Annotated in this window: 31 protein-coding genes; 1 reads left to right on the top strand and 30 read right to left on the bottom strand. The window is 52.4% G+C overall.

Annotation, left to right across the window (positions count from 1 at the left end; translation table 11 throughout):
• Window position 1: 1 nt before the first annotated feature.
• From DFR26_RS04085 to DFR26_RS04070, 4 genes are all read right to left on the bottom strand, one after another.
• On the bottom strand, window positions 2-829 hold the full coding sequence (locus DFR26_RS04085) for a type II secretion system protein N (protein ID WP_116207703.1): 828 nt from the start codon (window positions 827-829) through the stop codon (window positions 2-4).
• A gap of 66 nt (window positions 830-895) precedes the next feature.
• The gene (gene gspN / locus DFR26_RS04080; RefSeq protein ID WP_116207702.1) at window positions 896-1,603 is read right to left on the bottom strand and encodes a type II secretion system protein N; all 708 of its coding nucleotides are present in this window, start codon (window positions 1,601-1,603) and stop codon (window positions 896-898) included.
• Window positions 1,604-1,783: 180 nt separating this feature from the next.
• On the bottom strand, window positions 1,784-2,287 hold the full coding sequence (ssb, locus tag DFR26_RS04075) for a single-stranded DNA-binding protein (RefSeq protein ID WP_116207701.1): 504 nt from the start codon (window positions 2,285-2,287) through the stop codon (window positions 1,784-1,786).
• Window positions 2,288-2,355: 68 nt separating this feature from the next.
• Entirely contained in the window at window positions 2,356-3,759 is a 1,404-nt protein-coding gene (locus DFR26_RS04070) for an MFS transporter (RefSeq protein ID WP_116207700.1), read from the bottom strand.
• Window positions 3,760-3,917: 158 nt separating this feature from the next.
• On the opposite strand from DFR26_RS04070, the gene uvrA reads away from it, so the two are divergent.
• Window positions 3,918-6,737 (top strand): excinuclease ABC subunit UvrA, encoded by a 2,820-nt coding sequence (gene uvrA, locus DFR26_RS04065; protein WP_116207699.1) that lies wholly within the window; start codon window positions 3,918-3,920, stop codon window positions 6,735-6,737.
• Window positions 6,738-6,813: 76 nt separating this feature from the next.
• Here uvrA and rplQ read toward each other — a convergent pair whose 3' ends face one another.
• From rplQ to rplD, 26 genes are all read right to left on the bottom strand, one after another.
• A complete protein-coding gene (gene rplQ, locus DFR26_RS04060; RefSeq protein WP_116207698.1) occupies window positions 6,814-7,200 on the bottom strand; it encodes a 50S ribosomal protein L17 in 387 nt (128 codons plus the stop codon).
• 31 nt (window positions 7,201-7,231) lie between these two features.
• Window positions 7,232-8,236 (bottom strand): DNA-directed RNA polymerase subunit alpha, encoded by a 1,005-nt coding sequence (locus DFR26_RS04055; protein ID WP_116207697.1) that lies wholly within the window; start codon window positions 8,234-8,236, stop codon window positions 7,232-7,234.
• A gap of 24 nt (window positions 8,237-8,260) precedes the next feature.
• Window positions 8,261-8,884, bottom strand: coding sequence for a 30S ribosomal protein S4 (gene rpsD / locus DFR26_RS04050; protein ID WP_116207696.1), 624 nt, complete (start codon window positions 8,882-8,884; stop codon window positions 8,261-8,263).
• A 15-nt stretch (window positions 8,885-8,899) separates the two neighbouring features.
• Window positions 8,900-9,289: a 30S ribosomal protein S11 gene (rpsK, locus tag DFR26_RS04045; protein ID WP_116207695.1), complete on the bottom strand. Its 390-nt coding sequence runs from the start codon at window positions 9,287-9,289 to the stop codon at window positions 8,900-8,902.
• 36 nt (window positions 9,290-9,325) lie between these two features.
• A complete protein-coding gene (rpsM, locus tag DFR26_RS04040) occupies window positions 9,326-9,682 on the bottom strand; it encodes a 30S ribosomal protein S13 (protein ID WP_116207694.1) in 357 nt (118 codons plus the stop codon).
• Window positions 9,683-9,788: 106 nt separating this feature from the next.
• The gene (gene rpmJ, locus DFR26_RS04035; RefSeq protein WP_084683078.1) at window positions 9,789-9,905 is read right to left on the bottom strand and encodes a 50S ribosomal protein L36; all 117 of its coding nucleotides are present in this window, start codon (window positions 9,903-9,905) and stop codon (window positions 9,789-9,791) included.
• Window positions 9,906-9,943: 38 nt separating this feature from the next.
• A complete protein-coding gene (secY, locus tag DFR26_RS04030; protein WP_245953029.1) occupies window positions 9,944-11,275 on the bottom strand; it encodes a preprotein translocase subunit SecY in 1,332 nt (443 codons plus the stop codon).
• Window positions 11,276-11,313: 38 nt separating this feature from the next.
• Entirely contained in the window at window positions 11,314-11,748 is a 435-nt protein-coding gene (gene rplO / locus DFR26_RS04025; RefSeq protein ID WP_116207692.1) for a 50S ribosomal protein L15, read from the bottom strand.
• A gap of 2 nt (window positions 11,749-11,750) precedes the next feature.
• Window positions 11,751-11,927 (bottom strand): 50S ribosomal protein L30, encoded by a 177-nt coding sequence (rpmD, locus tag DFR26_RS04020; RefSeq protein WP_116207691.1) that lies wholly within the window; start codon window positions 11,925-11,927, stop codon window positions 11,751-11,753.
• 4 nt (window positions 11,928-11,931) lie between these two features.
• Window positions 11,932-12,429 (bottom strand): 30S ribosomal protein S5, encoded by a 498-nt coding sequence (rpsE, locus tag DFR26_RS04015; RefSeq protein ID WP_116207690.1) that lies wholly within the window; start codon window positions 12,427-12,429, stop codon window positions 11,932-11,934.
• Window positions 12,430-12,439: 10 nt separating this feature from the next.
• Complete coding sequence (gene rplR, locus DFR26_RS04010) at window positions 12,440-12,790, bottom strand: 50S ribosomal protein L18 (RefSeq protein WP_116207689.1); 351 nt, start codon at window positions 12,788-12,790, stop codon at window positions 12,440-12,442.
• Between the two features lie 14 nt (window positions 12,791-12,804).
• A complete protein-coding gene (gene rplF, locus DFR26_RS04005; RefSeq protein ID WP_116207688.1) occupies window positions 12,805-13,338 on the bottom strand; it encodes a 50S ribosomal protein L6 in 534 nt (177 codons plus the stop codon).
• A 12-nt stretch (window positions 13,339-13,350) separates the two neighbouring features.
• The gene (rpsH, locus tag DFR26_RS04000; RefSeq protein WP_116207687.1) at window positions 13,351-13,743 is read right to left on the bottom strand and encodes a 30S ribosomal protein S8; all 393 of its coding nucleotides are present in this window, start codon (window positions 13,741-13,743) and stop codon (window positions 13,351-13,353) included.
• Window positions 13,744-13,755: 12 nt separating this feature from the next.
• Window positions 13,756-14,061 carry a 30S ribosomal protein S14 gene (gene rpsN, locus DFR26_RS03995; protein WP_116207686.1) on the bottom strand — a complete coding sequence of 102 codons (306 nt, stop codon included), beginning with the start codon at window positions 14,059-14,061 and terminating at the stop codon, window positions 13,756-13,758.
• 9 nt (window positions 14,062-14,070) lie between these two features.
• Complete coding sequence (gene rplE, locus DFR26_RS03990) at window positions 14,071-14,607, bottom strand: 50S ribosomal protein L5 (protein ID WP_116207685.1); 537 nt, start codon at window positions 14,605-14,607, stop codon at window positions 14,071-14,073.
• A 15-nt stretch (window positions 14,608-14,622) separates the two neighbouring features.
• On the bottom strand, window positions 14,623-14,940 hold the full coding sequence (gene rplX, locus DFR26_RS03985; RefSeq protein WP_116207684.1) for a 50S ribosomal protein L24: 318 nt from the start codon (window positions 14,938-14,940) through the stop codon (window positions 14,623-14,625).
• Window positions 14,941-14,951: 11 nt separating this feature from the next.
• Complete coding sequence (gene rplN / locus DFR26_RS03980; protein WP_116207683.1) at window positions 14,952-15,320, bottom strand: 50S ribosomal protein L14; 369 nt, start codon at window positions 15,318-15,320, stop codon at window positions 14,952-14,954.
• An 89-nt stretch (window positions 15,321-15,409) separates the two neighbouring features.
• Window positions 15,410-15,673 (bottom strand): 30S ribosomal protein S17, encoded by a 264-nt coding sequence (gene rpsQ, locus DFR26_RS03975; RefSeq protein ID WP_116207682.1) that lies wholly within the window; start codon window positions 15,671-15,673, stop codon window positions 15,410-15,412.
• Between the two features lie 2 nt (window positions 15,674-15,675).
• On the bottom strand, window positions 15,676-15,867 hold the full coding sequence (gene rpmC, locus DFR26_RS03970; RefSeq protein ID WP_116207681.1) for a 50S ribosomal protein L29: 192 nt from the start codon (window positions 15,865-15,867) through the stop codon (window positions 15,676-15,678).
• Window positions 15,867-16,280 (bottom strand): 50S ribosomal protein L16, encoded by a 414-nt coding sequence (gene rplP, locus DFR26_RS03965; protein WP_116207680.1) that lies wholly within the window; start codon window positions 16,278-16,280, stop codon window positions 15,867-15,869. The genes rpmC and rplP overlap by 1 nt, the downstream gene beginning before the upstream one ends.
• An 11-nt stretch (window positions 16,281-16,291) precedes the next feature.
• Window positions 16,292-16,993, bottom strand: coding sequence for a 30S ribosomal protein S3 (rpsC, locus tag DFR26_RS03960; protein ID WP_116207679.1), 702 nt, complete (start codon window positions 16,991-16,993; stop codon window positions 16,292-16,294).
• A gap of 12 nt (window positions 16,994-17,005) precedes the next feature.
• Window positions 17,006-17,341, bottom strand: a complete 336-nt coding sequence (rplV, locus tag DFR26_RS03955) for a 50S ribosomal protein L22 (RefSeq protein WP_116207678.1) — start codon at window positions 17,339-17,341, stop codon at window positions 17,006-17,008.
• Window positions 17,342-17,351: 10 nt separating this feature from the next.
• Entirely contained in the window at window positions 17,352-17,627 is a 276-nt protein-coding gene (rpsS, locus tag DFR26_RS03950) for a 30S ribosomal protein S19 (protein ID WP_116207677.1), read from the bottom strand.
• A gap of 19 nt (window positions 17,628-17,646) precedes the next feature.
• Complete coding sequence (rplB, locus tag DFR26_RS03945; RefSeq protein WP_116207676.1) at window positions 17,647-18,471, bottom strand: 50S ribosomal protein L2; 825 nt, start codon at window positions 18,469-18,471, stop codon at window positions 17,647-17,649.
• Window positions 18,472-18,488: 17 nt separating this feature from the next.
• A complete protein-coding gene (gene rplW, locus DFR26_RS03940; RefSeq protein ID WP_116207675.1) occupies window positions 18,489-18,794 on the bottom strand; it encodes a 50S ribosomal protein L23 in 306 nt (101 codons plus the stop codon).
• Entirely contained in the window at window positions 18,791-19,393 is a 603-nt protein-coding gene (gene rplD / locus DFR26_RS03935; protein ID WP_116207674.1) for a 50S ribosomal protein L4, read from the bottom strand. Before rplD ends, rplW begins: the two co-directional genes overlap by 4 nt.
• Window positions 19,394-19,396: the final 3 nt, after the last annotated feature.

The raw sequence follows: 19,396 nt of genomic DNA, 5'->3' as shown, positions 1-19,396 counted from the left end.
CTTAGAGCCTTTGTTCTAATGTGAGTGTCTGTGCGCCGCGTTGAATTTCGACTCGCGCATTACCGGATTGCTGCAATTGACTGAGAACTTTTTGATCCGCTTCCACGTCTTTGCCGACCAACTGGCCATTGATACTAACGACACGATCCCCTGGCTTTAAGCCGAAGCGATTAAGCATTTGCTTGGGTGCCGTGATGCTGACAATGTAGCCCTGCGAGGTCCGGCGCATGCCCATCTGACGCAGTGCCGTCATGGGTGAGTTCGCTAGCCGCTCGGCAAGATTGGTTAATACATTGCGCGCTTGAGCGGCACGAACAGCGGCTAAATTTGGCGCGGTAGCCGTCGGTGTCGTTGCATTCTCACTGGGCTGATCAAAGCGCAATATTTCCTCACGGCCAGCTCGCAGTAGCACGACTAGATTGGCCTCAATGCGATCTAGGCTGGCACCGCCGGGTATATTGTCGCCTGGACGATAAATCTCTGGGTTGCCTTTACCGCGCTCGGAAATAAACGCGCGAGACAGATCAGCATTGCTATTTTCTAGGATGCCATCGAGGCGCAATTGCAATGTCGTGTCGGCAACTTCAGCTTGCGCCACAGCCTCGCGCTCGCCAAACATCAGCCCAACCCGGCGCGCATCGACAGTGGGCGGCAGCTTCAGGGTCGCCGCGAGGTCTGGTCGAGCCAAATCCGCCGAGGTGCCGGAGAGCATCAACCACAGTAATTTACCAAGCAGCCAAGCAAAAACGACAGAGGCGACAAACAGTACGGCAGTCGCAACTGGTCGAGTTCGGCGTTGCTCCCAGATCAGCGTCATACGATCACGCATGCTCTAGGCCTCCGTTGGTCGCGTAAACATGGTCGACCGCATCATGCCACAGCGCATACTGACGTGTCATAGCGGCTCAGCCACGGTAAGGACGATCATGTCGGGATTGTTTTGGCTGCTGTAGGTCGGCTTCAATCGCAATAAACGATCGCGAATCTGCCACTGAATGCGGTCGTCCGCCGTTAGCGTTAGCGTCGCCAACGCCATCTTGCCCTCGCGCTGGCGTAAATCACCAACCAAGTTGCCATCGTTAATGGTCCACGTCAGCGTGGCGGCAGGCAGCGTAATTTCCTGTATTTGACCTTGCAGATTCAGTCGAATGAGGCCGCCTTCGGTGACCATCGCGCCGTTGGCAGCGGTCCACTGGCCATCGCTAGCTCGGCCAATAGTCAGCACTGCACTTTGCCAAGCGGGAATAATTGTACCAGCACCGAGCAGCACGCTCGGGCCTGCCGGTAAACGCAGCTGGCTTAAATCAATATCCCAGCCTAATGGACTTTTTGATGCCGCCACCGTGGCATCAAATGGGCCAGAGACACTGGCATTTGCACGTAAATTCAAACGCCATAGCGCCGACACCTGCCATTGCCAGGTCATGTAAAACGGCTTTTGTTTGTAGGCACCCAGCACTTGGCCGTCAAACACTGTGCCGCCCCACTGCGTGACGCCAATGGTTGGCGCCAACACCGGCGCCAGTAAGCGAGCAGGTGCGTGGTAAATGGCTGACAAGCCAAAGACAAGCAAGATGATAAAGACAAAAGCAAAACGCTTCAAAGAGACCTCAGCACGTAATGTACGCCTTGCGGGAGACGGTCGGCTCTATGGCAAGACTGGATTCTTGTAATGGCGCACATCATAGCGTGAATTGCTCAATCTTGCCGCCCCTGCACTCACTGAGTTACAAAAACAAACGCCCCAGAGCATGGGGCGTTTGTTTTAGGTAAATGATGCGACTTAGAACGGTATATCGTCGTCAAAATCTTCCATGGCCGCAGGCGCGGCAGCGCGGGGCGGAGCCGCCGGACTGGGGCGCGGTGCTGCAGCACGCGGTGCTGAATCTCCGCCGTCATAATCACCATAATTTGGCATTGAGCTGTCATCTGGGCCAGATGAAGAACCGCCTTTGCTATCGAGCATTTGCATCGTGGTGGCTTTAATTTCGGTGCTGTAGCGATCTTGGCCAGTTTGTTTGTCTTGCCATTTACGCGTATGCAAGCTGCCCTCTAAATACACCTTCGAGCCTTTACGCAAATACTCACCGGCAATCTCGGCCAAGCGACCATAAAAAGCGATGCGGTGCCATTCAGTTTGCTCTTGCATGGCGCCGGTATTTTTATCTTTCCATGCCTCACTGGTTGCCACAGTGATGTTGGCTACTGCACTACCCGATGGCAGATAGCGCACCTCAGGATCACGCCCTAAATTACCCACTAAAATGACTTTATTGACACCACGCATTGTTCTCTCCTAACCACTTTTAATCATTCTTAAAACTACTGTAGACCAGCGGCTGACACTCCGCCACCTTATGCCGCAATTATTCTTACAGGCCACGTTGCAAGCGACTCAGGCCGCCAATGTTGTTTATCAACCTTCAAATAAATCAGGGCATCATCGGGCAGCACAACCAGCTCCTCCACACCTGCTAAGGCGCGAATTTCATTTAGCACCGGCTCGCTTAACGATTGCTCCACGGCAACCGACGCGTCGCCTACCGTACCGCGTGTGGCGCCCTCGGGCTGCAAAATAACGCTGTGCAAATACGCCGGCTGCGCCATGGCATATGCCCGCCACAGCCACACCAGTGTTGCCAACGCCAAGACAACAAACAGGCCTGCACCTTGTTGCCAATCATGTAGCGCACCACCGACAACGCCGCCCAAAAATGCGCCCAAAAACTGCGACGTACTGTAGATGCCCATGGCCGTGCCCTTACCACCTGCCGGGCTAATTTTACTGACCAATGATGGCAGCAGCGCCTCGAGCAAGTTAAAGGCAAAAAAGAACAACGCCACCGAAGCAATCAGCGCGACTAGGCCCTGATGGGCAAAGGCAAGCGCTAACATGGCAACAAACAACACCACCACCGCCGACAAATACACCTCACGCATGCGCCGCTTTTTCTCGGCAATAATCACCGCCGGCACAAGTGCTACAAATGCCACAAGCATCACCGGCAAATATAACCAGCCGTGCTGACTCACCGGCAACCCCGCGGCAACTAATAACGGTGGCAGCGACACAAAGCAGGCCGTCATGACTAAATGCAGCGTGAAAATACCAATGTTTAGTCGCCGCAGCTCAGGCACAGCTAGCATGTCGCGCAAATGCGTCAGGTAATGCGGCGGCAGCTGGCGCTGCGCCTGCCGTGCGCGCGGCACGCGCCAAAAGCACAATACGATGGCGAGACAACCCATCACACTGGTCACCCAAAACAACCCCGATAGCCCGAAGATATCGGCCACCCAAGGCCCTAAAACAAAGGCAATGGCAAACGAGATGCCGATGCTTATGCCGACAACGGCCATAGCTCGCGTGCGATGCTCATCACGCACAACATCCGACAGCAACGCCATCACGACAGCGGAAATAGCCCCCGCCCCCTGCAAAAAACGCCCAACAATGACGCCGCCAATGGACGTTGACGAAGCCGCGGTGGCTCCGCCCAAAACAAACAACGTTAAGCCAATAATGATGAGCTTTTTGCGATCAAAGCGATCGGCCCACAAGCCAAACGGTATTTGCAGCAGCAGCTGCGCCAAGCCATAGCTCCCCACGGCCACGCCAATGAGCAGCGGCGTCGCACCTTGCAGCGATGCGCCATAGACCGAGAACACCGGCAAGATCATAAACAAGCCGACCATTCGCAATGAAAAAATAGTGGCAAGTGAGAAAACGGCGTGGCGTTCGCCGGAAGTCATCGCAGACATACTGGCCTGTCGGTCAAAACTGGGGAGCTGATTCTAGCACCGACTCGGCCGCATGATCGTCTCGGATTTGCCTGTCTAGGCTTTGACCGAGCGCATTAGTCTGCGGGGAGGCAACACTTTTGCGTATACTGGGAAATTGTCTTTTTCTAGGGTTTGGCATGAACAGCATTAAGGTGCGCGGTGCTCGTACGCACAACCTGAAAAATATCGATATTGATATTCCCCGCGATCAATTTGTAGTCATTACCGGCCTATCCGGCTCGGGCAAATCGTCGCTGGCATTCGATACACTCTATGCCGAGGGTCAACGACGCTATGTTGAGTCGCTGTCGGCCTATGCTCGGCAGTTTTTATCGCTCATGGAAAAACCCGATGTTGACCACATTGAGGGGCTGTCGCCGGCCATTTCGATTGAGCAAAAATCGACGTCGCACAACCCGCGCTCCACGGTGGGTACGATTACCGAAATCCATGATTATTTGCGATTGCTTTTTGCCCGTGCCGGCACACCGCGCTGCCCTGAGCATGACGTGGAGCTCGCCGCTCAAACAGTCAGCCAAATGGTCGATCATGTCTTGGCGCAACCCGAGAGCACGGCGCTCATGCTGTTAGCGCCGATCGTTCGCGATCGTAAAGGCGAACACTTACATGTGTTCGATAAGCTTCGCGCGGAAGGTTTCGTGCGGGCACGCATCAATGGCATTGTGGTGGACCTCGACGAAGCACCGCCACTCGATAAACAAAAGAAACACAGCATTGAGGTGGTCGTTGACCGCTTCAAAGTGCGCGCCGATTTGCAATTACGCCTAGCGGAGTCTTTCGAGACCGCGTTGCGCATTGCCGATGGCATCGCGTGGGTAGTGCCGATGCACGATGATGGCGCGGAGCTGGTGTTTTCTTCGCGCTTTAGTTGCCCACATTGCGGCTACGCGTTGAGCGAACTAGAGCCACGCCTATTCTCATTTAATAATCCGGCGGGTGCCTGCCAGAGCTGCGATGGCCTCGGCGTGAAGCAATATTTTGATGAGCGCCGACTGATTGCGCACCCGGAATTGTCATTATCCCAAGGCGCTATACGCGGCTGGGATCGACGTAATTTCTATTACTACGCCATGCTCGAATCGCTAGCCGCGCATTACGGTTTCAGCCTTGATGCGCCGTGGGAATCGTTACCGGCAAAGCTAAAAAAATCATTGTTGAGCGGCTCAGGTAAAGAAGAAATCAACTTTACCTACTTAGGCGATCGGGGTCGGCAAGTACAGCGCGCACATGCCTTTGAAGGCATTTTAACCAATCTTGAACGACGCTATCGGGAAACCGACTCGGCGAGTGTGCGCGAGGATCTTTCGCAGTTTCTTAATACCGCACCGTGCACTGATTGCGGCGGCTCCAGACTACGCCGCGAATCACGTTATGTATTTGTTGGCGACAGCAATTTACCCACCATATCGCGCTTGCCAATCGCTAAAGCAAATGCGCACTTTCATGCCTTAAAGCTACCCGGTGCAAAAGGTGAGATTGCCGAGAAAATCCTCAAAGAAATCCGCGACCGGCTGCAGTTTTTGGTCAATGTTGGTCTCGACTACCTGAGCCTCGACCGCTCCGCCGATACACTGTCTGGTGGTGAGGCGCAACGCATTCGCCTTGCATCACAAATTGGTGCGGGCCTCGTGGGCGTCATGTATGTGCTCGATGAGCCGTCGATAGGCCTGCATCAACGCGACAATGAGCGCTTGCTAAGCACGCTGATTCATTTGCGCGATTTGGGCAATAGCGTGCTGGTTGTTGAGCATGATGAAGATGCGATTCGGGCAGCCGATCACGTCATCGATATTGGCCCTGGTGCCGGCGCCCATGGCGGCCAAATTATTGCTAGCGGCCTAGTCGACGACATCATTAATTGCACCGACTCGATTACCGGTGACTATTTGTCAGGACGCCGCCGTATTGTGGTGCCAACACAGCGCCATGAGCCCGACCCGAGCGCGCAGCTGCGCATCATCGGTGCGCGTGGCAATAACCTGAAAAACGTCACAGCCAGCATTCCATTAGGGCTGATGACATGCATTACCGGCGTCTCAGGCTCCGGCAAATCGACACTGATCAACGGCACACTGTTTCCTATTGCCGCCACCTCACTCAATGGTGCCGGCGAGCGTAATCCCGCCGAACACGACAGCATTGAAGGCATGGATTTGCTTGATAAAGTCGTCGATATTGATCAAAGCCCGATTGGCCGCACGCCACGCTCTAATCCAGCAACCTATACCGGCCTATTCACACCCATCCGTGAGTTATTTGCCGGTACGCAAGAAGCTCGTTCGCGGGGCTATGGCCCTGGGCGGTTCTCCTTTAACGTGAAAGGGGGGCGCTGCGAGGCCTGCCAAGGCGATGGCGTCATCAAGGTAGAAATGCACTTTCTGCCTGATGTCTACGTACCCTGTGACGTTTGCAAAGGCATGCGATACAACCGAGAAACCCTCGATGTGCGCTATAAAAACAAGACCATCACCGAAGTGCTGGGCATGACTGTGGAGGTAGCGCGCGAGTTCTTCGATGCCATTCCGGCATTAGCACGCAAACTACAAACTTTGATGGATGTGGGCCTGTCATACATCACGCTCGGCCAAGCGGCCACCACGCTTTCCGGCGGCGAAGCTCAACGAGTCAAATTAGCACGCGAGTTATCGAAACGAGACACCGGTAGAACCTTGTATATTTTGGATGAGCCCACGACCGGCCTGCACTTCTACGATATTGAGCAGCTGCTAGGCGTGTTACACCGTCTGCGTGATGCCGGTAACACCGTGGTTGTGATTGAACATAATTTAGATGTCATCAAAACAGCCGACTGGCTCATCGATTTAGGGCCAGAAGGCGGCGATGGCGGCGGCATGATTATCGCGGAAGGCACGCCAGAGACCGTGGCGGCGTGCGCTGCGTCGCATACCGGTCACTTCTTGAAGGCGCTTTTATAACTTAACGGTGCAGGAATGCCAGGCATAAAAAAGCCAGCGTTAGCTGGCTTTTTTAGATGACTCACGCAGCGAATGCTTACTCAGCATCCATTGCAGGGCCTGCAATAGCACGGTCAACGAGCTCAACATAAGCCATTGGTGCGTTATCGCCCGGACGGTTGCCGGCCTTCAATACGCGCAAGTAGCCGCCGTTACGCTCTTTGTAGCGTGGGCCAAGCACAGTAAAGAGCTTGCCGACCATTTGCTTTGAGCGCGTGCGCGAGAATGCCAAGCGGCGGTTAGCCACTGTGTCATTTTTGGCAAGCGTGATCAGTGGCTCTGCAACACGACGCAATTCTTTGGCTTTTGGCAAAGTCGTGCGAATCAGTTCGTGCTCAAACAGAGACACCGCCATGTTTTGGAACATGGCATTACGATGGGCGCTGGTGCGACCCAATTTAACATTACTATTACGATGACGCATGGCAGTCTTCCTACACTAATTCAGTTGCCGATTAACGGCCGCGAAAATTCAAACGGTCGTCATTGCGCAGGCTAGCTGGAGGCCAGTTTTCCAGGCGCATACCCAAAGACAAGCCTTTGGAAGCCAAGACATCTTTGATTTCAGTCAATGATTTCTTGCCTAAGTTCGGCGTCTTCAACAGCTCTACTTCAGTGCGCTGAACCAAGTCACCGATGTAGTAAATATTTTCAGCTTTCAAGCAATTAGCCGAGCGAACGGTTAACTCAAGATCATCGACTGGACGCAACAGGATTGGATCAACGTCGTTGCCTGGCTGCGGTGCAACCGAGGGGCTGTCGGCTTCTAAATCAACAAATACAGAGATCTGTTGTTGCAAAACCGTGGCCGCACGACGAATCGCTTCTTCTGCATCGATGGTGCCGTTTGTTTCCAGATCAATGACCAGCTTATCTAAGTCGGTGCGCTGCTCAACACGAGCATTCTCAACAACATAAGCGACACGACGAATGGGGCTGAACGAAGCATCAAGCAGCAAACGACCAATAGGGCGCGCCTCTTCTTCTTCGTAACGACCATCGGCCGGCTCATAGCCACGACCGCGAGCCACACGCAGCTTCATCTTTAAGTGCGCATTGGCACCTAGCGTTGCAATAACGTGCGAAGGATTGACGACTTCACAGTTATGCGGCAACGACAAATCAGCAGCGGTAACAACGCATGGACCTTTGGCATCAATCGCCAAAACGGCTTCTTGCTGCTCAAATAATTTTAACGCCAAGCCTTTCAGGTTCAGCAGGATCTCAATGACATCCTCCTGTACACCTTCAATAGCGCTGTATTCATGCTCAACGCCATCAATCTCAACATCTACCACGGCAGCACCGGGCATCGATGATAATAAGATACGGCGAAGCGCATTACCCAGCGTATGACCGAAGCCGCGTTCAAGCGGCTCCAGGGTGACCTTGGCGCGGGTTTCGCTGACGGCCTGCACAGCAATACTGCGCGGCGTCAAAAACTCATTGACCTGTGACATGGATGACACCCTCAAATCAAACGATTACTTGGAGTACAATTCAACGATCAAGTTTTCGTTGATTTCCGAGGACAAGTCCGAACGCTCTGGACGAGTCTTGAAAGTACCTTCCAGTTTGGTGTTATCCACCTGAAGCCATGCAGGCACGCCACGCTGACCAGCCAACTCCAACGCACTCTTAACGCGCAGTTGATTTTTAGCTTTTTCGTGGACTGTTACTACATCGCCAGGAGCCACTTGGATCGAAGCCACATTGACGCGTACGCCATTGACTAAGATGGCACGGTGGCTAACCAACTGACGTGCTTCTGAACGTGTTGCGCCAAAACCCATGCGATAAACCACGTTATCAAGACGGGATTCCAACAACTGCAACAGGTTTTCACCAGTTGAACCACGTAAGCGAGCGGCTTCTTTGTAGTAGTTGCTGAATTGACGTTCCAGTACGCCGTACATACGACGAACTTTCATTTTTTCACGGTGCTGAGTACCGTAGTCAGACATGCGACCCTTGCGAGATGCGCCATGCTGGCCTGGTGGTTGATCAGCTTTACATTTGGTATCCAGCGCACGAACGCCGCTCTTCAATTGAAGATCGGTGCCTTCGCGACGGGAGAGTTTACATTTAGGGCCAATATAACGAGCCATATTCCCAGTCTCCTCTTACACGCGACGCTTTTTAGAAGGACGGCATCCGTTGTGCGGGATGGGTGTCACATCTGAAATGCTATTGATCTTATAACCAGCGGCGTTCAAAGCACGCACGGCGGACTCGCGGCCCGGGCCCGGACCCTTCACTTGCACATCTAGGTTTTTCAGGCCGTATTCCGAAGCAGCTTTACCTGCGACTTCAGCGGCAACCTGTGCAGCAAATGGGGTGGACTTGCGGGAACCGCGGAAGCCCTGACCACCTGAGGTGGCCCAGGCCAGTGCATTACCTTGACGATCGGTAATCATCACAATGGTGTTATTAAAAGACGCATGAATGTGCGCAATACCGTCAGAGACCTGACGGGTCACTTTCTTGCGTGCGCGCGAGTTATCTTTTGCCATCTTTTAGCTTCCGAGTTCAGCAAAAATTAATAAAAACTACCGTTTAAGTGCCTTGCGCGGACCCTTACGAGTACGAGCATTCGTTTTAGTGCGCTGACCGCGGACTGGTAGTCCACGACGATGACGCATGCCACGATAGCAACCTAAGTCCATGAGACGTTTAATGTTCATGGATACTTCACGACGGAGGTCACCCTCTGTCGCGTGTGTAGCGACTTGAGCACGAACCAAATCGAGCTGCGCATCGGTAAGATCTTTGATCTTAGTTTCCGGTGCGATGCCCACAGCGGAGAGGATCTTCACTGAGGTTGTGCGACCGATACCAAAAATGTAAGTCAATGAAATGACTGCATGTTTGTTATCAGGAATGTTGACGCCGGCAATACGAGCCATTGACCTTTACTCCACTTCTTTTCGTATCAGACCGATGATTCGGACCATGCGCGAAAGGCGCAAGAGTCTAACGGCTCAGCTGGCCGAATGCAATCGTTTACTGAGATTAACCTTGACGTTGCTTGTGGCGCGGTTCAGCGCTGCAGATCACACGAAGGCTTCCATTGCGACGAACAATTTTACAGCTGCCACAAATCTTTTTTACCGAGGCTTGAACTTTCATGGTCCACCTACTCCAACAAAATAACTAAATCGCGAGAATTAACGAATCTGACCAGCAGGGCCAAAGCCTTTCAGGTTAGATTTTTTCATTAATGACTCATATTGCTGCGACATGAGGTGGGACTGGACTTGTGACATAAAGTCCATAACCACAACAACGACGATCAACAAAGAGGTACCACCGAGATAGAAAGGCACATTAAATGTGACTTGCAGAATCATTGGCAGCAAACACACAGCAGTCATGTACAACGAACCGACGAGCGTCAAACGACCCAACACAGTATCAATATAACGACTGGTTTGTTCCCCTGGACGAATACCCGGGATATACGCACCGGACTTCTTCAGGTTATCGGCTACATCACGCGGGTTGAACACTAACGCCGTGTAGAAGTAGCAGAAGAAAATAATCAACACCGCAAACAGCAGCAAATATAAAGGCTGCGCTGGGGCGAGTAATAACGACATTTCTTGCAGCACGCGCTGGAAAGTCGTTGGGTTAGGCGATTGCGCAAACCATTGGCCAATACTGGCTGGAAACAGCAGCAACGAACTAGCAAAAATCGCTGGAATAACACCGGCCATGTTTAACTTTAACGGCAAGTGGCTTTGTTGCGCGGCAAACACACGACGACCTTGCTGGCGCTGGGCATATTGCACGGTAATACGGCGTTGGCCGCGCTCCATGAAGACCACTGCAGCAATCACCGCGATGGCTAGCAAAGCAATAACAAGAAGCGCCAACACACTGATTTCGCCCTGACGTGCAGATTCTAGCGCCAAACCAACAGCACCAGGCATCCCAGCCACAATACCGGCAAAAATCAACATGGAAATACCGTTACCAACACCACGCTCAGTGATCTGTTCACCCAGCCACATCAAGAAGACCGAGCCAGCAACCAAACTCACCACGGCAGGCACAAAGAACGCCACGCCTTCATTAAGTGTAATGCCTTGGGAAACCAAACCCGCAGACATGCCTAATGACTGAATGAACGCCAAAAGGACTGTGCCATAGCGTGTGTATTGATTAATCTGACGACGACCCGCCTCACCTTCTTTCTTTAGCGCTTCCAATGAGGGAATAACCGTCGCAGCGAGCTGCATGATAATTGACGCAGAGATATACGGCATAATGCCCAATGCGAGAATAGACATGCGCTCAAGGGCACCACCAGAGAACATATTAAATAAGCTCAAGATGGTGTCTTTATTTTGATCGAACAGCTCAGCTAACCGAGTCGGGTTAATACCCGGCACCGGTATGTGAGCACCGAGGCGAAAAACCAACAAGGCGAGCAACAGAAAGCCAATACGACGCCACAGCTCAGACATACCTTTCTGCATGCCTGGCGTTTGTAACATCTCGCGTGCTTGTTGAGCGCCTTGCTTCGCCATTCGGCTTATTCCTCTACTTTGCCGCCGGCTGCTTCAATAGCAGCACGTGCGCCTTTAGTCACTGTCACGCCTTTAATGGTCAATGCACGAGTCACTTCACCAGACAAGATAACGCGAGCACGCGTCATGTCGTTACGAACGACATTGGCCGCTTTCAACGACTCTAGCGTCACTTCCTCGCCATCAACCAAGTTGATTTCAGACAAGCGTACTTCGGCTGTTACCTGCTGCTTTAACGACGTAAAACCAAACTTAGGCAGACGACGATACAAAGGCATTTGACCGCCTTCGAAACCGGGACGCACTTTACCCTTACCGCGCGATTTTTGGCCTTTTACACCAACACCACCGGTCTTACCCAAGCCAGAACCAATACCACGGCCACGGCGCTTAGGCGCATGGGTTGAGCCTTCAGCAGGACTCAGATCATTTAAATGCATGATTAACCCTCAACCTTCACAAGATAGTAAATCTTGTTGATCATGCCGCGGTTAGACGGAGTGTCGATGACCTCAACCGTATGACCGATGCGGCGCAAACCAAGACCCTTCAAGCAGAGCTTGTGGTTCTTGAGCTTGTGTGCGCCGGAGCGCACTTGTGTGACTTTAATGGTGCTCATCGCATTACCCCAGGATTTCTTCAACCGTCAGGCCGCGCTTCGCAGCAACCTGATCCGGCGATGTCATCTCAGACAGGCCATTGAAAGTGGCGTGAACCACGTTATTAGCGTTTGTCGAGCCGTAGCACTTAGCCAACACGTTTTGCACACCAGCAACCTCCAATACAGCACGCATTGCGCCGCCGGCAATAACACCCGTACCTTCAGAGGCAGGCTGCATGTAAACGCGAGTGGCACCATGACGACCATTGATAGGATGCTGAATGGTTGAACCATTCAGATCCACTTGGATCATGTTGCGACGAGCTGCTTCCAATGCTTTCTGAATGGCGGCTGGTACTTCGCGCGCTTTACCGCGACCAAAGCCCACACGACCATTACCATCACCAACTACAGTCAGCGCTGTAAAAGCAAAAATTTTACCGCCTTTGACGGTCTTAGAAACTCGGTTGACTTCAACCAGCTTCTCGACGAAACCTTCGTTTTGTTCAAGCTTAGCCATGATTCAACCCTTAGAATTCTAGACCGGCTTCACGCGCAGCATCAGCTAATGCTTGCACGCGACCGTGATACTTAAAGCCCGAGCGATCAAACGCGACGCGTGTGATGCCGGCTGCCTTAGCGCGCTCAGCTACCAACGCACCAACTTTTTTGGCCGCATCGATATTGCCTGTGCTGCCATCGCGCATCGAGGCATCGAGTGTCGATGCCTGCGCCAAAACCGAACCACTGTCTGCAGAGATAATCTGTGCATACATATGGCGTGGCGTGCGGTTTACACACAGACGAACTGCACCTTGCTCGCGAATTTTAATACGCGTGCTACGGGCACGACGCTGACGAGAAACTTTCTTGTCGTTCATGATAAGGCTACCCTTTACTTCTTCTTGGCTTCTTTACGCACGACGTTTTCGTCAGCGTAACGAACACCCTTGCCTTTATAAGGCTCTGGCGGACGGTAACCACGCACATTGGCGGCAACCTGACCGAGGAGCTGCTTGTTGACCGATTTCAAAATGATCTCAGTCGGTGTTGGCGTTTCAGCCGTAACACCTTCGGGCAATTCGAAATCAATCGGGTGAGAGTAACCAAGCGCCAGGTTCAGTACTTTACCTTTGGCGGCAGCTTTGTAACCAACGCCAATGAGCTGCAATTTACGCTCAAAACCCGCCGACACACCGATCACAAAGTTGTTGAGCACAGCACGGGCAGTACCCGTTTGCATCCAACCGGCTTGTGTATCTTCGCGTGGCGAAAGCTTTAACTCTGTACCTTCTTGTGCAACGGCAACCAAGCTGTTGAGCTCAATGCTCATTACACCTTTAGCGCCTTTCACTTGGACTTCTTGACCCTGAATGGTTACTTCAACGCCTGCTGGCAGAGTAACCGGGGATTTGGCAACACGAGACATCTTCGCTTCCCCTTACGACACGAGCGCGATGACTTCGCCACCCACGCCAGCGGCGCGTGCGGCACGATCAGTCATGATGCCCTTGTTAGTCGATACAAGCAGAACACCTAAGCCCTGCTTGACGCGTGGTAAGTCATTGGCGCCTTTATAAATACGCAGACCAGGACGGCTTACACGCTTGATTTCTTCAATAACTGGCTTGCCTTCGAAATACTTCAAAGTCACCGTCAGCACGGGCTTAGGGCCTTCGCTAACTGCTGAACCAGAGACATAGCCTTCGCTCTGCAACACGTTAGCTAAAGACACTTTCAGCTTCGACGATGGCATGCCAACCGATGGCTTACCAGCACGTTGGGCGTTACGAATGCGGGTTAGCATATCCGCAACGGTATCTTGCATACTCATTCTGTAACCCTCTTACCAGCTGGCCTTGACAACGCCTGGCACATCGCCACGCATCACAGCTTCACGCAACTTAATACGCGACAGACCAAACTTACGGAAATAACCATGTGGACGACCCGTCAAACCGCAGCGATTACGCAGACGGCTCGGGCTCGAATCACGTGGCAACCCTTGCAAGCGCAGAATGGCAGACCAACGATCTTCATCCGATGCATTGACGTTTGAAATAGTTGCTTTCAGTTCCTGACGAAGTGTTGAGAACTTGGCAACCAGTTTTTCGCGCTTTAATTCGCGATTCTTCATGCTCTTCTTAGCCATGTCTCAGCCTCACTTAAACGGGAACTGGAAAGCACGCAGCAAAGCGCGGCCTTCGTCGTCGCTGCGAGCAGTCGTGGTAATCACCACATCCATACCGCGCAGACGATCGATTTTGTCGTAATCGATTTCTGTGAAAACGATTTGCTCTTTCAAGCCGAGGCTATAGTTGCCACGACCATCAAATGATTTCGGGCTAAACCCGCGGAAGTCACGAATACGAGGAATCGTCACGCCAATCAGGCGATCCAAAAACTCATACATCATGTCGCCGCGCAGAGTTACTTTGCAGCCAATGGGCCAACCATCGCGGATCTTGAAACCGGCAATGGATTTACGGGCTAGCGTGACAACGGGTTTTTGGCCAGAAATCAACTGCATATCGGCCACGGCGCCATCGATAAGCTTCTTATCTTGGCTGGCACCGCCCACTCCCATATTCAGAGTAATCTTTGTGATGCGTGGAATTTCCATCACGTTCTTGAGACCCAGCTCTTCTTGCAGCTTGGGTGCGATCTCATTTTTAAATACAGCTCTCAGTCTGGCCATTTCAACCAACCTACCTTACTTAATGTCAGCGACTTCGCCGGTCGACTTGAAAACACGGACTTTTTTACCGTCTTCCAAGACCTTATAACCAACGCGGTCTGCTTTGTTTGTGGCCTGATTGAAAAGGGCGATATTGGAGATATTTAAGGACGCTTCGCGCTCTAAAATACCGCCTTGCTCACCACGGTTCGGATTGGGCTTAACGTGCTTCTTCACCAAGTTTACACCGGCAACCAAAACACGGCCTTCAGCAATGCTTAGCACTTTGCCGCGCTTGCCTTTATCTTTACCTGCAATCACGACCACTTCGTCGTCACGCTTAATCTTTGCCATCTCTGTCTACCTCACAGCACTTCAGGGGCGAGCGAGATGATCTTCATGAATTGCTCAGTACGCAATTCGCGAGTCACTGGCCCAAAGATACGGGTGCCGATCGGGGACTTGTTGTTGTTCAAGATCACAGCAGCATTGTCATCGAAACGAATCAATGAACCGTCTGGGCGGCGAATACCTTTTTTGGTACGCACAACCACGGCGTTCATGACATCGCCTTTTTTGACCTTACCGCGCGGAATTGCTTCCTTCACAGTGACCTTGATGACATCACCGACCGAGGCATAACGACGATGCGAACCGCCGAGAACCTTGATACACATGACACGACGAGCGCCGCTGTTGTCAGCAACCTCGAGCATCGTTTCGGTCTGAATCATTACTCTCTCCAAACCCTACAAAAAGGGAGCCCCTCAATGTGGGGCGCGAAATCCTAACTGATGCGACACAAAGTCGCAAGCCGAACTGCTTAAGCTTCAGCTTTCTCTAGTACTTCCACCAAGACCCAGTTTTTCAACTTGGACAGTGGTCGGCACTCTTGAATCGAGACCAGATCACCTTCTTGGCAAATGTTTGCTTCATCGTGAGCATGCAGCTTGGTGGAGCGAGTGATGTATTTGCCATACACCGGGTGCTTCACTTTGCGCTCGATCAGCACAGTAATGGATTTATCCATCTTGTTGCTGATCACTTTGCCTACAACGATACGTTGAATTTTGGACTGTTCAGTCATGGTCAGTTACCTTCCTTTTCGGTCAGGATGGTCTTGACACGGGCGATGCCCTTGCGGACTACATCGATCTTGTGGTTTTGAGCCAATTGACCGGTCGCCTGAGCCATACGCAGCGTAAACTGCTGACGCTGCAAGTTGCTGAGCTCTTTGTTCAAGTCCTCAACGCTCTTTTCACGTAAATCTTTGCCGTTCATTACATCACCGTCCGAGTAACAATGGTGGTCTTGAGAGGCAGCTTGGCGGCAGCCAGGATAAACGCTTCACGAGCCAAGGCATCAGGAACACCTTCCATCTCATAAAGAATTTTGCCTGGCTGAATTTCAGCCACCCAATACTCCACGCTACCTTTACCTTTACCCATACGGACTTCCAAGGGCTTCTTGGTGATGGGCTTGTCTGGGAAGACGCGGATGAAGATTTTGCCGCCACGCTTCACACGACGTGAAATCGCACGACGAGCCGCTTCAATTTGACGCGCCGTAATACGGCCACGCTCAACTGATTTCAACGCAATCGTACCGAATGACACCGTGCTACCACGAAGCGCCAGGCCCGTGTTGCGGCCTTTGTGCATCTTGCGGAACTTAGTTCTTTTAGGCTGTAACATCTCTCAACCCCTTAGTTCTTCGGGCCGCGCTTTTTAGCGGGACGGGCTTCCTCGGCAGGAGCCGGCGCATAGGCCTGATCCATACCACCCAGGATTTCACCCTTGAAAATCCACACTTTCACGCCAATACAGCCGTAAGTGGTTTCAGCACGGACGATCGAATAATCGATGTCAGCACGCAGAGTGTGAAGTGGCACACGGCCTTCGCGGTACCATTCAGTACGGGCAATTTCTGCTCCGCCCAAACGACCCGAGACTTCAACCTTGATCCCTTTAGCGCCAGCACGCATGGAGTTCTGTACCGCGCGCTTCATGGCGCGACGGAACATCACACGACGCTCGAGCTGCGAGGCAATACCTTCGGCAACGAGCTTGGCATCTAAATCTGGCTTACGGATTTCATCGATGTTGATCTGCACCGGCATCTTCATCAGTTTGGCAACATCACGGCGTAGACGTTCAACGTCCTCACCTTTCTTGCCAATCAACACACCAGGGCGTGCTGTTGAAATCGTAATACGCGCATTCTCTGATGGACGCTCAATAAGCACTTTGCTTACCGAAGCAGCCTTCAAACGAACACTTAAAAACTCACGCACTTGCAAGTCAGCGAGTAGAAACTCAGCGTATTGCTTCGGGCTGGCATACCAGTTGGCGTTGTGCTTTTTAACAACGCCTAGGCGGATACCAATTGGATGAACTTTCTGACCCATTTCTTCAGCCCCTTACTTGCCTTCAGCCACGGTGACGGAGATGTGGCAAGTACGCTTGGTGATACGATCAGCGCGGCCTTTGGCACGCGGCATGATACGTTTAAGCGATACGCCTTCATCTACACAGATAGTGGCGACACGCAGTTCGTCCACATCCGCCCCCTGGTTATGCTCGGCGTTGGCAATTGCCGACTCGAGCACTTTCTTAACAAAGCGTGCTGCCTTCTTATCGCTGAAATTCAACGTATTGAGGGCGAGCTCCACGGATTGACCGCGGACTTGATCGGCGACGAGGCGAGCTTTTTGAGCCGAAATCGGCGCGCCACGCAATTTTGCGATCGCTTCCATCTTGCTCTCCTTATCGCTTCGATTTCTTGTCGACAACGTGACCGCGATAGGTACGTGTCGGCGCGAATTCGCCTAGCTTATGACCAACCATGTGTTCGGTGACGAACACTGGCACGTGTTGTTTGCCGTTATGCACAGCAATCGTTAAACCAACCATTTCCGGCAGAATCATCGAACGACGCGACCAGGTCTTGATGGGCTTTTTCGAGTTGGCTGCCGCTGCTGCTTCCACCTTAATGAACAGGTGGGTATCAACAAACGGACCCTTTTTCAGTGAACGAGGCACAATAAGACTCCTCTACCCATTACTTGACGCGACGGTCGCGGACAATCATGCCGCTAGTGCGCTTGTTGTTACGGGTTTTATAACCCTTGGACGGCGTGCCCCATGGCGACACCGGCTGCATGCCCTTGTTACGGCCTTCACCACCACCATGCGGGTGATCAACCGGGTTCATGGCCATACCACGAACTGTCGGACGAACACCGCGCCAGCGGCTAGCACCGGCCTTACCCAACGAACGCAAGCTGTGTTCGCTGTTGGACACTTCACCGAAAGCCGCACGGCAATCGACGTGAATTTTGCGCATTTCGCCTGAGCGTAAACGCACGATCGCATAGCTACCATCACGGCCGAGCAACTGCGCTGATGTACCGGCTGAACGCACTAATTGCGCGCCTTTACCAGGCTTCAACTCGATGCAGCAGATAGTCGAACCCAACGGCATATTGCGCAGAGGTAAGACGTTGCCGACTTTGATCGGAGCCGCATCGCCAGACATCACTTGATCGCCAACTTGCTGATTTTTCAGCGCGATCATGTAACGACGGTCACCGTCTGCGTATTTCAGCAGCGCAATGTGCGCGGTGCGATTGGGATCGTATTCAATACGCTCAACGGTGGCTGGAATGCCATCTTTGACGCGTTTGAAATCGATCACACGATATAGTTGCTTATGACCACCACCAATGTGACGCATGGTGATGTGGCCATTATTGTTACGACCGCCTGAACGCTTTTGCGATTCAACGAGTGGCGCATGTGGGCGACCTTTGTGCAGGTGGGAATGAACCACCTTCTCGACGAAGCGGCGACCTGGCGAGGTCGGTTTGCATTTTACAATTGCCATGTCAGTTCTCCGGGCCCTTATTCGACTGTGCCAATGGCATTGAAGTCGATGTCAAAGCCTTCCTTCAAAGCGACATATGCCTTTTTGAAGTCTTGGCGACGGCCGAGGGAGCGACCAAAGCGTTTGCTTTTGCCCTTGACCAGCGTGGTATTCACTGAATCAACTTTGACCTTGAAAAGATCTTCCACGGCCTTCTTGATTTCTAGCTTGTTGGCGTCGCGACTCACCTTGAAAACCACTTGACGATGCTTTTCAGCTACCATCGTGGCCTTCTCGGACACATGCGGCGCAAGCAATACTTGCAGCAGACGATCCTGGCTCATCCTAATTCCACCTCAAGTTTCTTGGCTGCAGGCACTGAAATCAGCACCTTATCGAAGCCAATCAAGCTCACTGGATCAACAGCCGTGGTATCGATGACATCGATATGCGGAATGTTGCGCGCGGCGAGATACAAATTCTCGTCAACAGCATCAGTGATGATCAGCGCGTTGGTTAGACCTAGGCCGTTCAGCTTAGCCATCAGCTCTTTGGTCTTTGGAGCAGAAACCGTAAAGTCATCAACAAGTACCAGGCGATCTTGGCGAACGAGCTCAGCCAAAATGCACTGCATGGCACCGCGATACATCTTACGGTTTACTTTTTGATCCCAGTCTTGCGGACGTGCTGCAAAGCTCTTACCGCCGCCACGCCAAATGGGGCTGCGAATCGAACCAGCACGGGCGCGACCCGAACCTTTTTGTTTAAATGGCTTCTTGCCGCCACCACTGACTTCAGCGCGTGACTTCTGCGCTTTAGTGCCCTGACGAGCACCAGCCATGTAGGCAACAACCACTTGGTGCACTAGGGCTTCGTTAAACTCTTTGCCGAATGCAACTTCGGAGAGCTCAACGGCGGACCCGGATACAGTCTTGAGGTTCACGTT

It is taken from the genome of Paraperlucidibaca baekdonensis (assembly GCF_003387535.1).
Taxonomy (GTDB): domain Bacteria; phylum Pseudomonadota; class Gammaproteobacteria; order Pseudomonadales; family Moraxellaceae; genus Perlucidibaca; species Perlucidibaca baekdonensis.
This window is presented reverse-complemented; position numbering and strand designations above follow the sequence as displayed.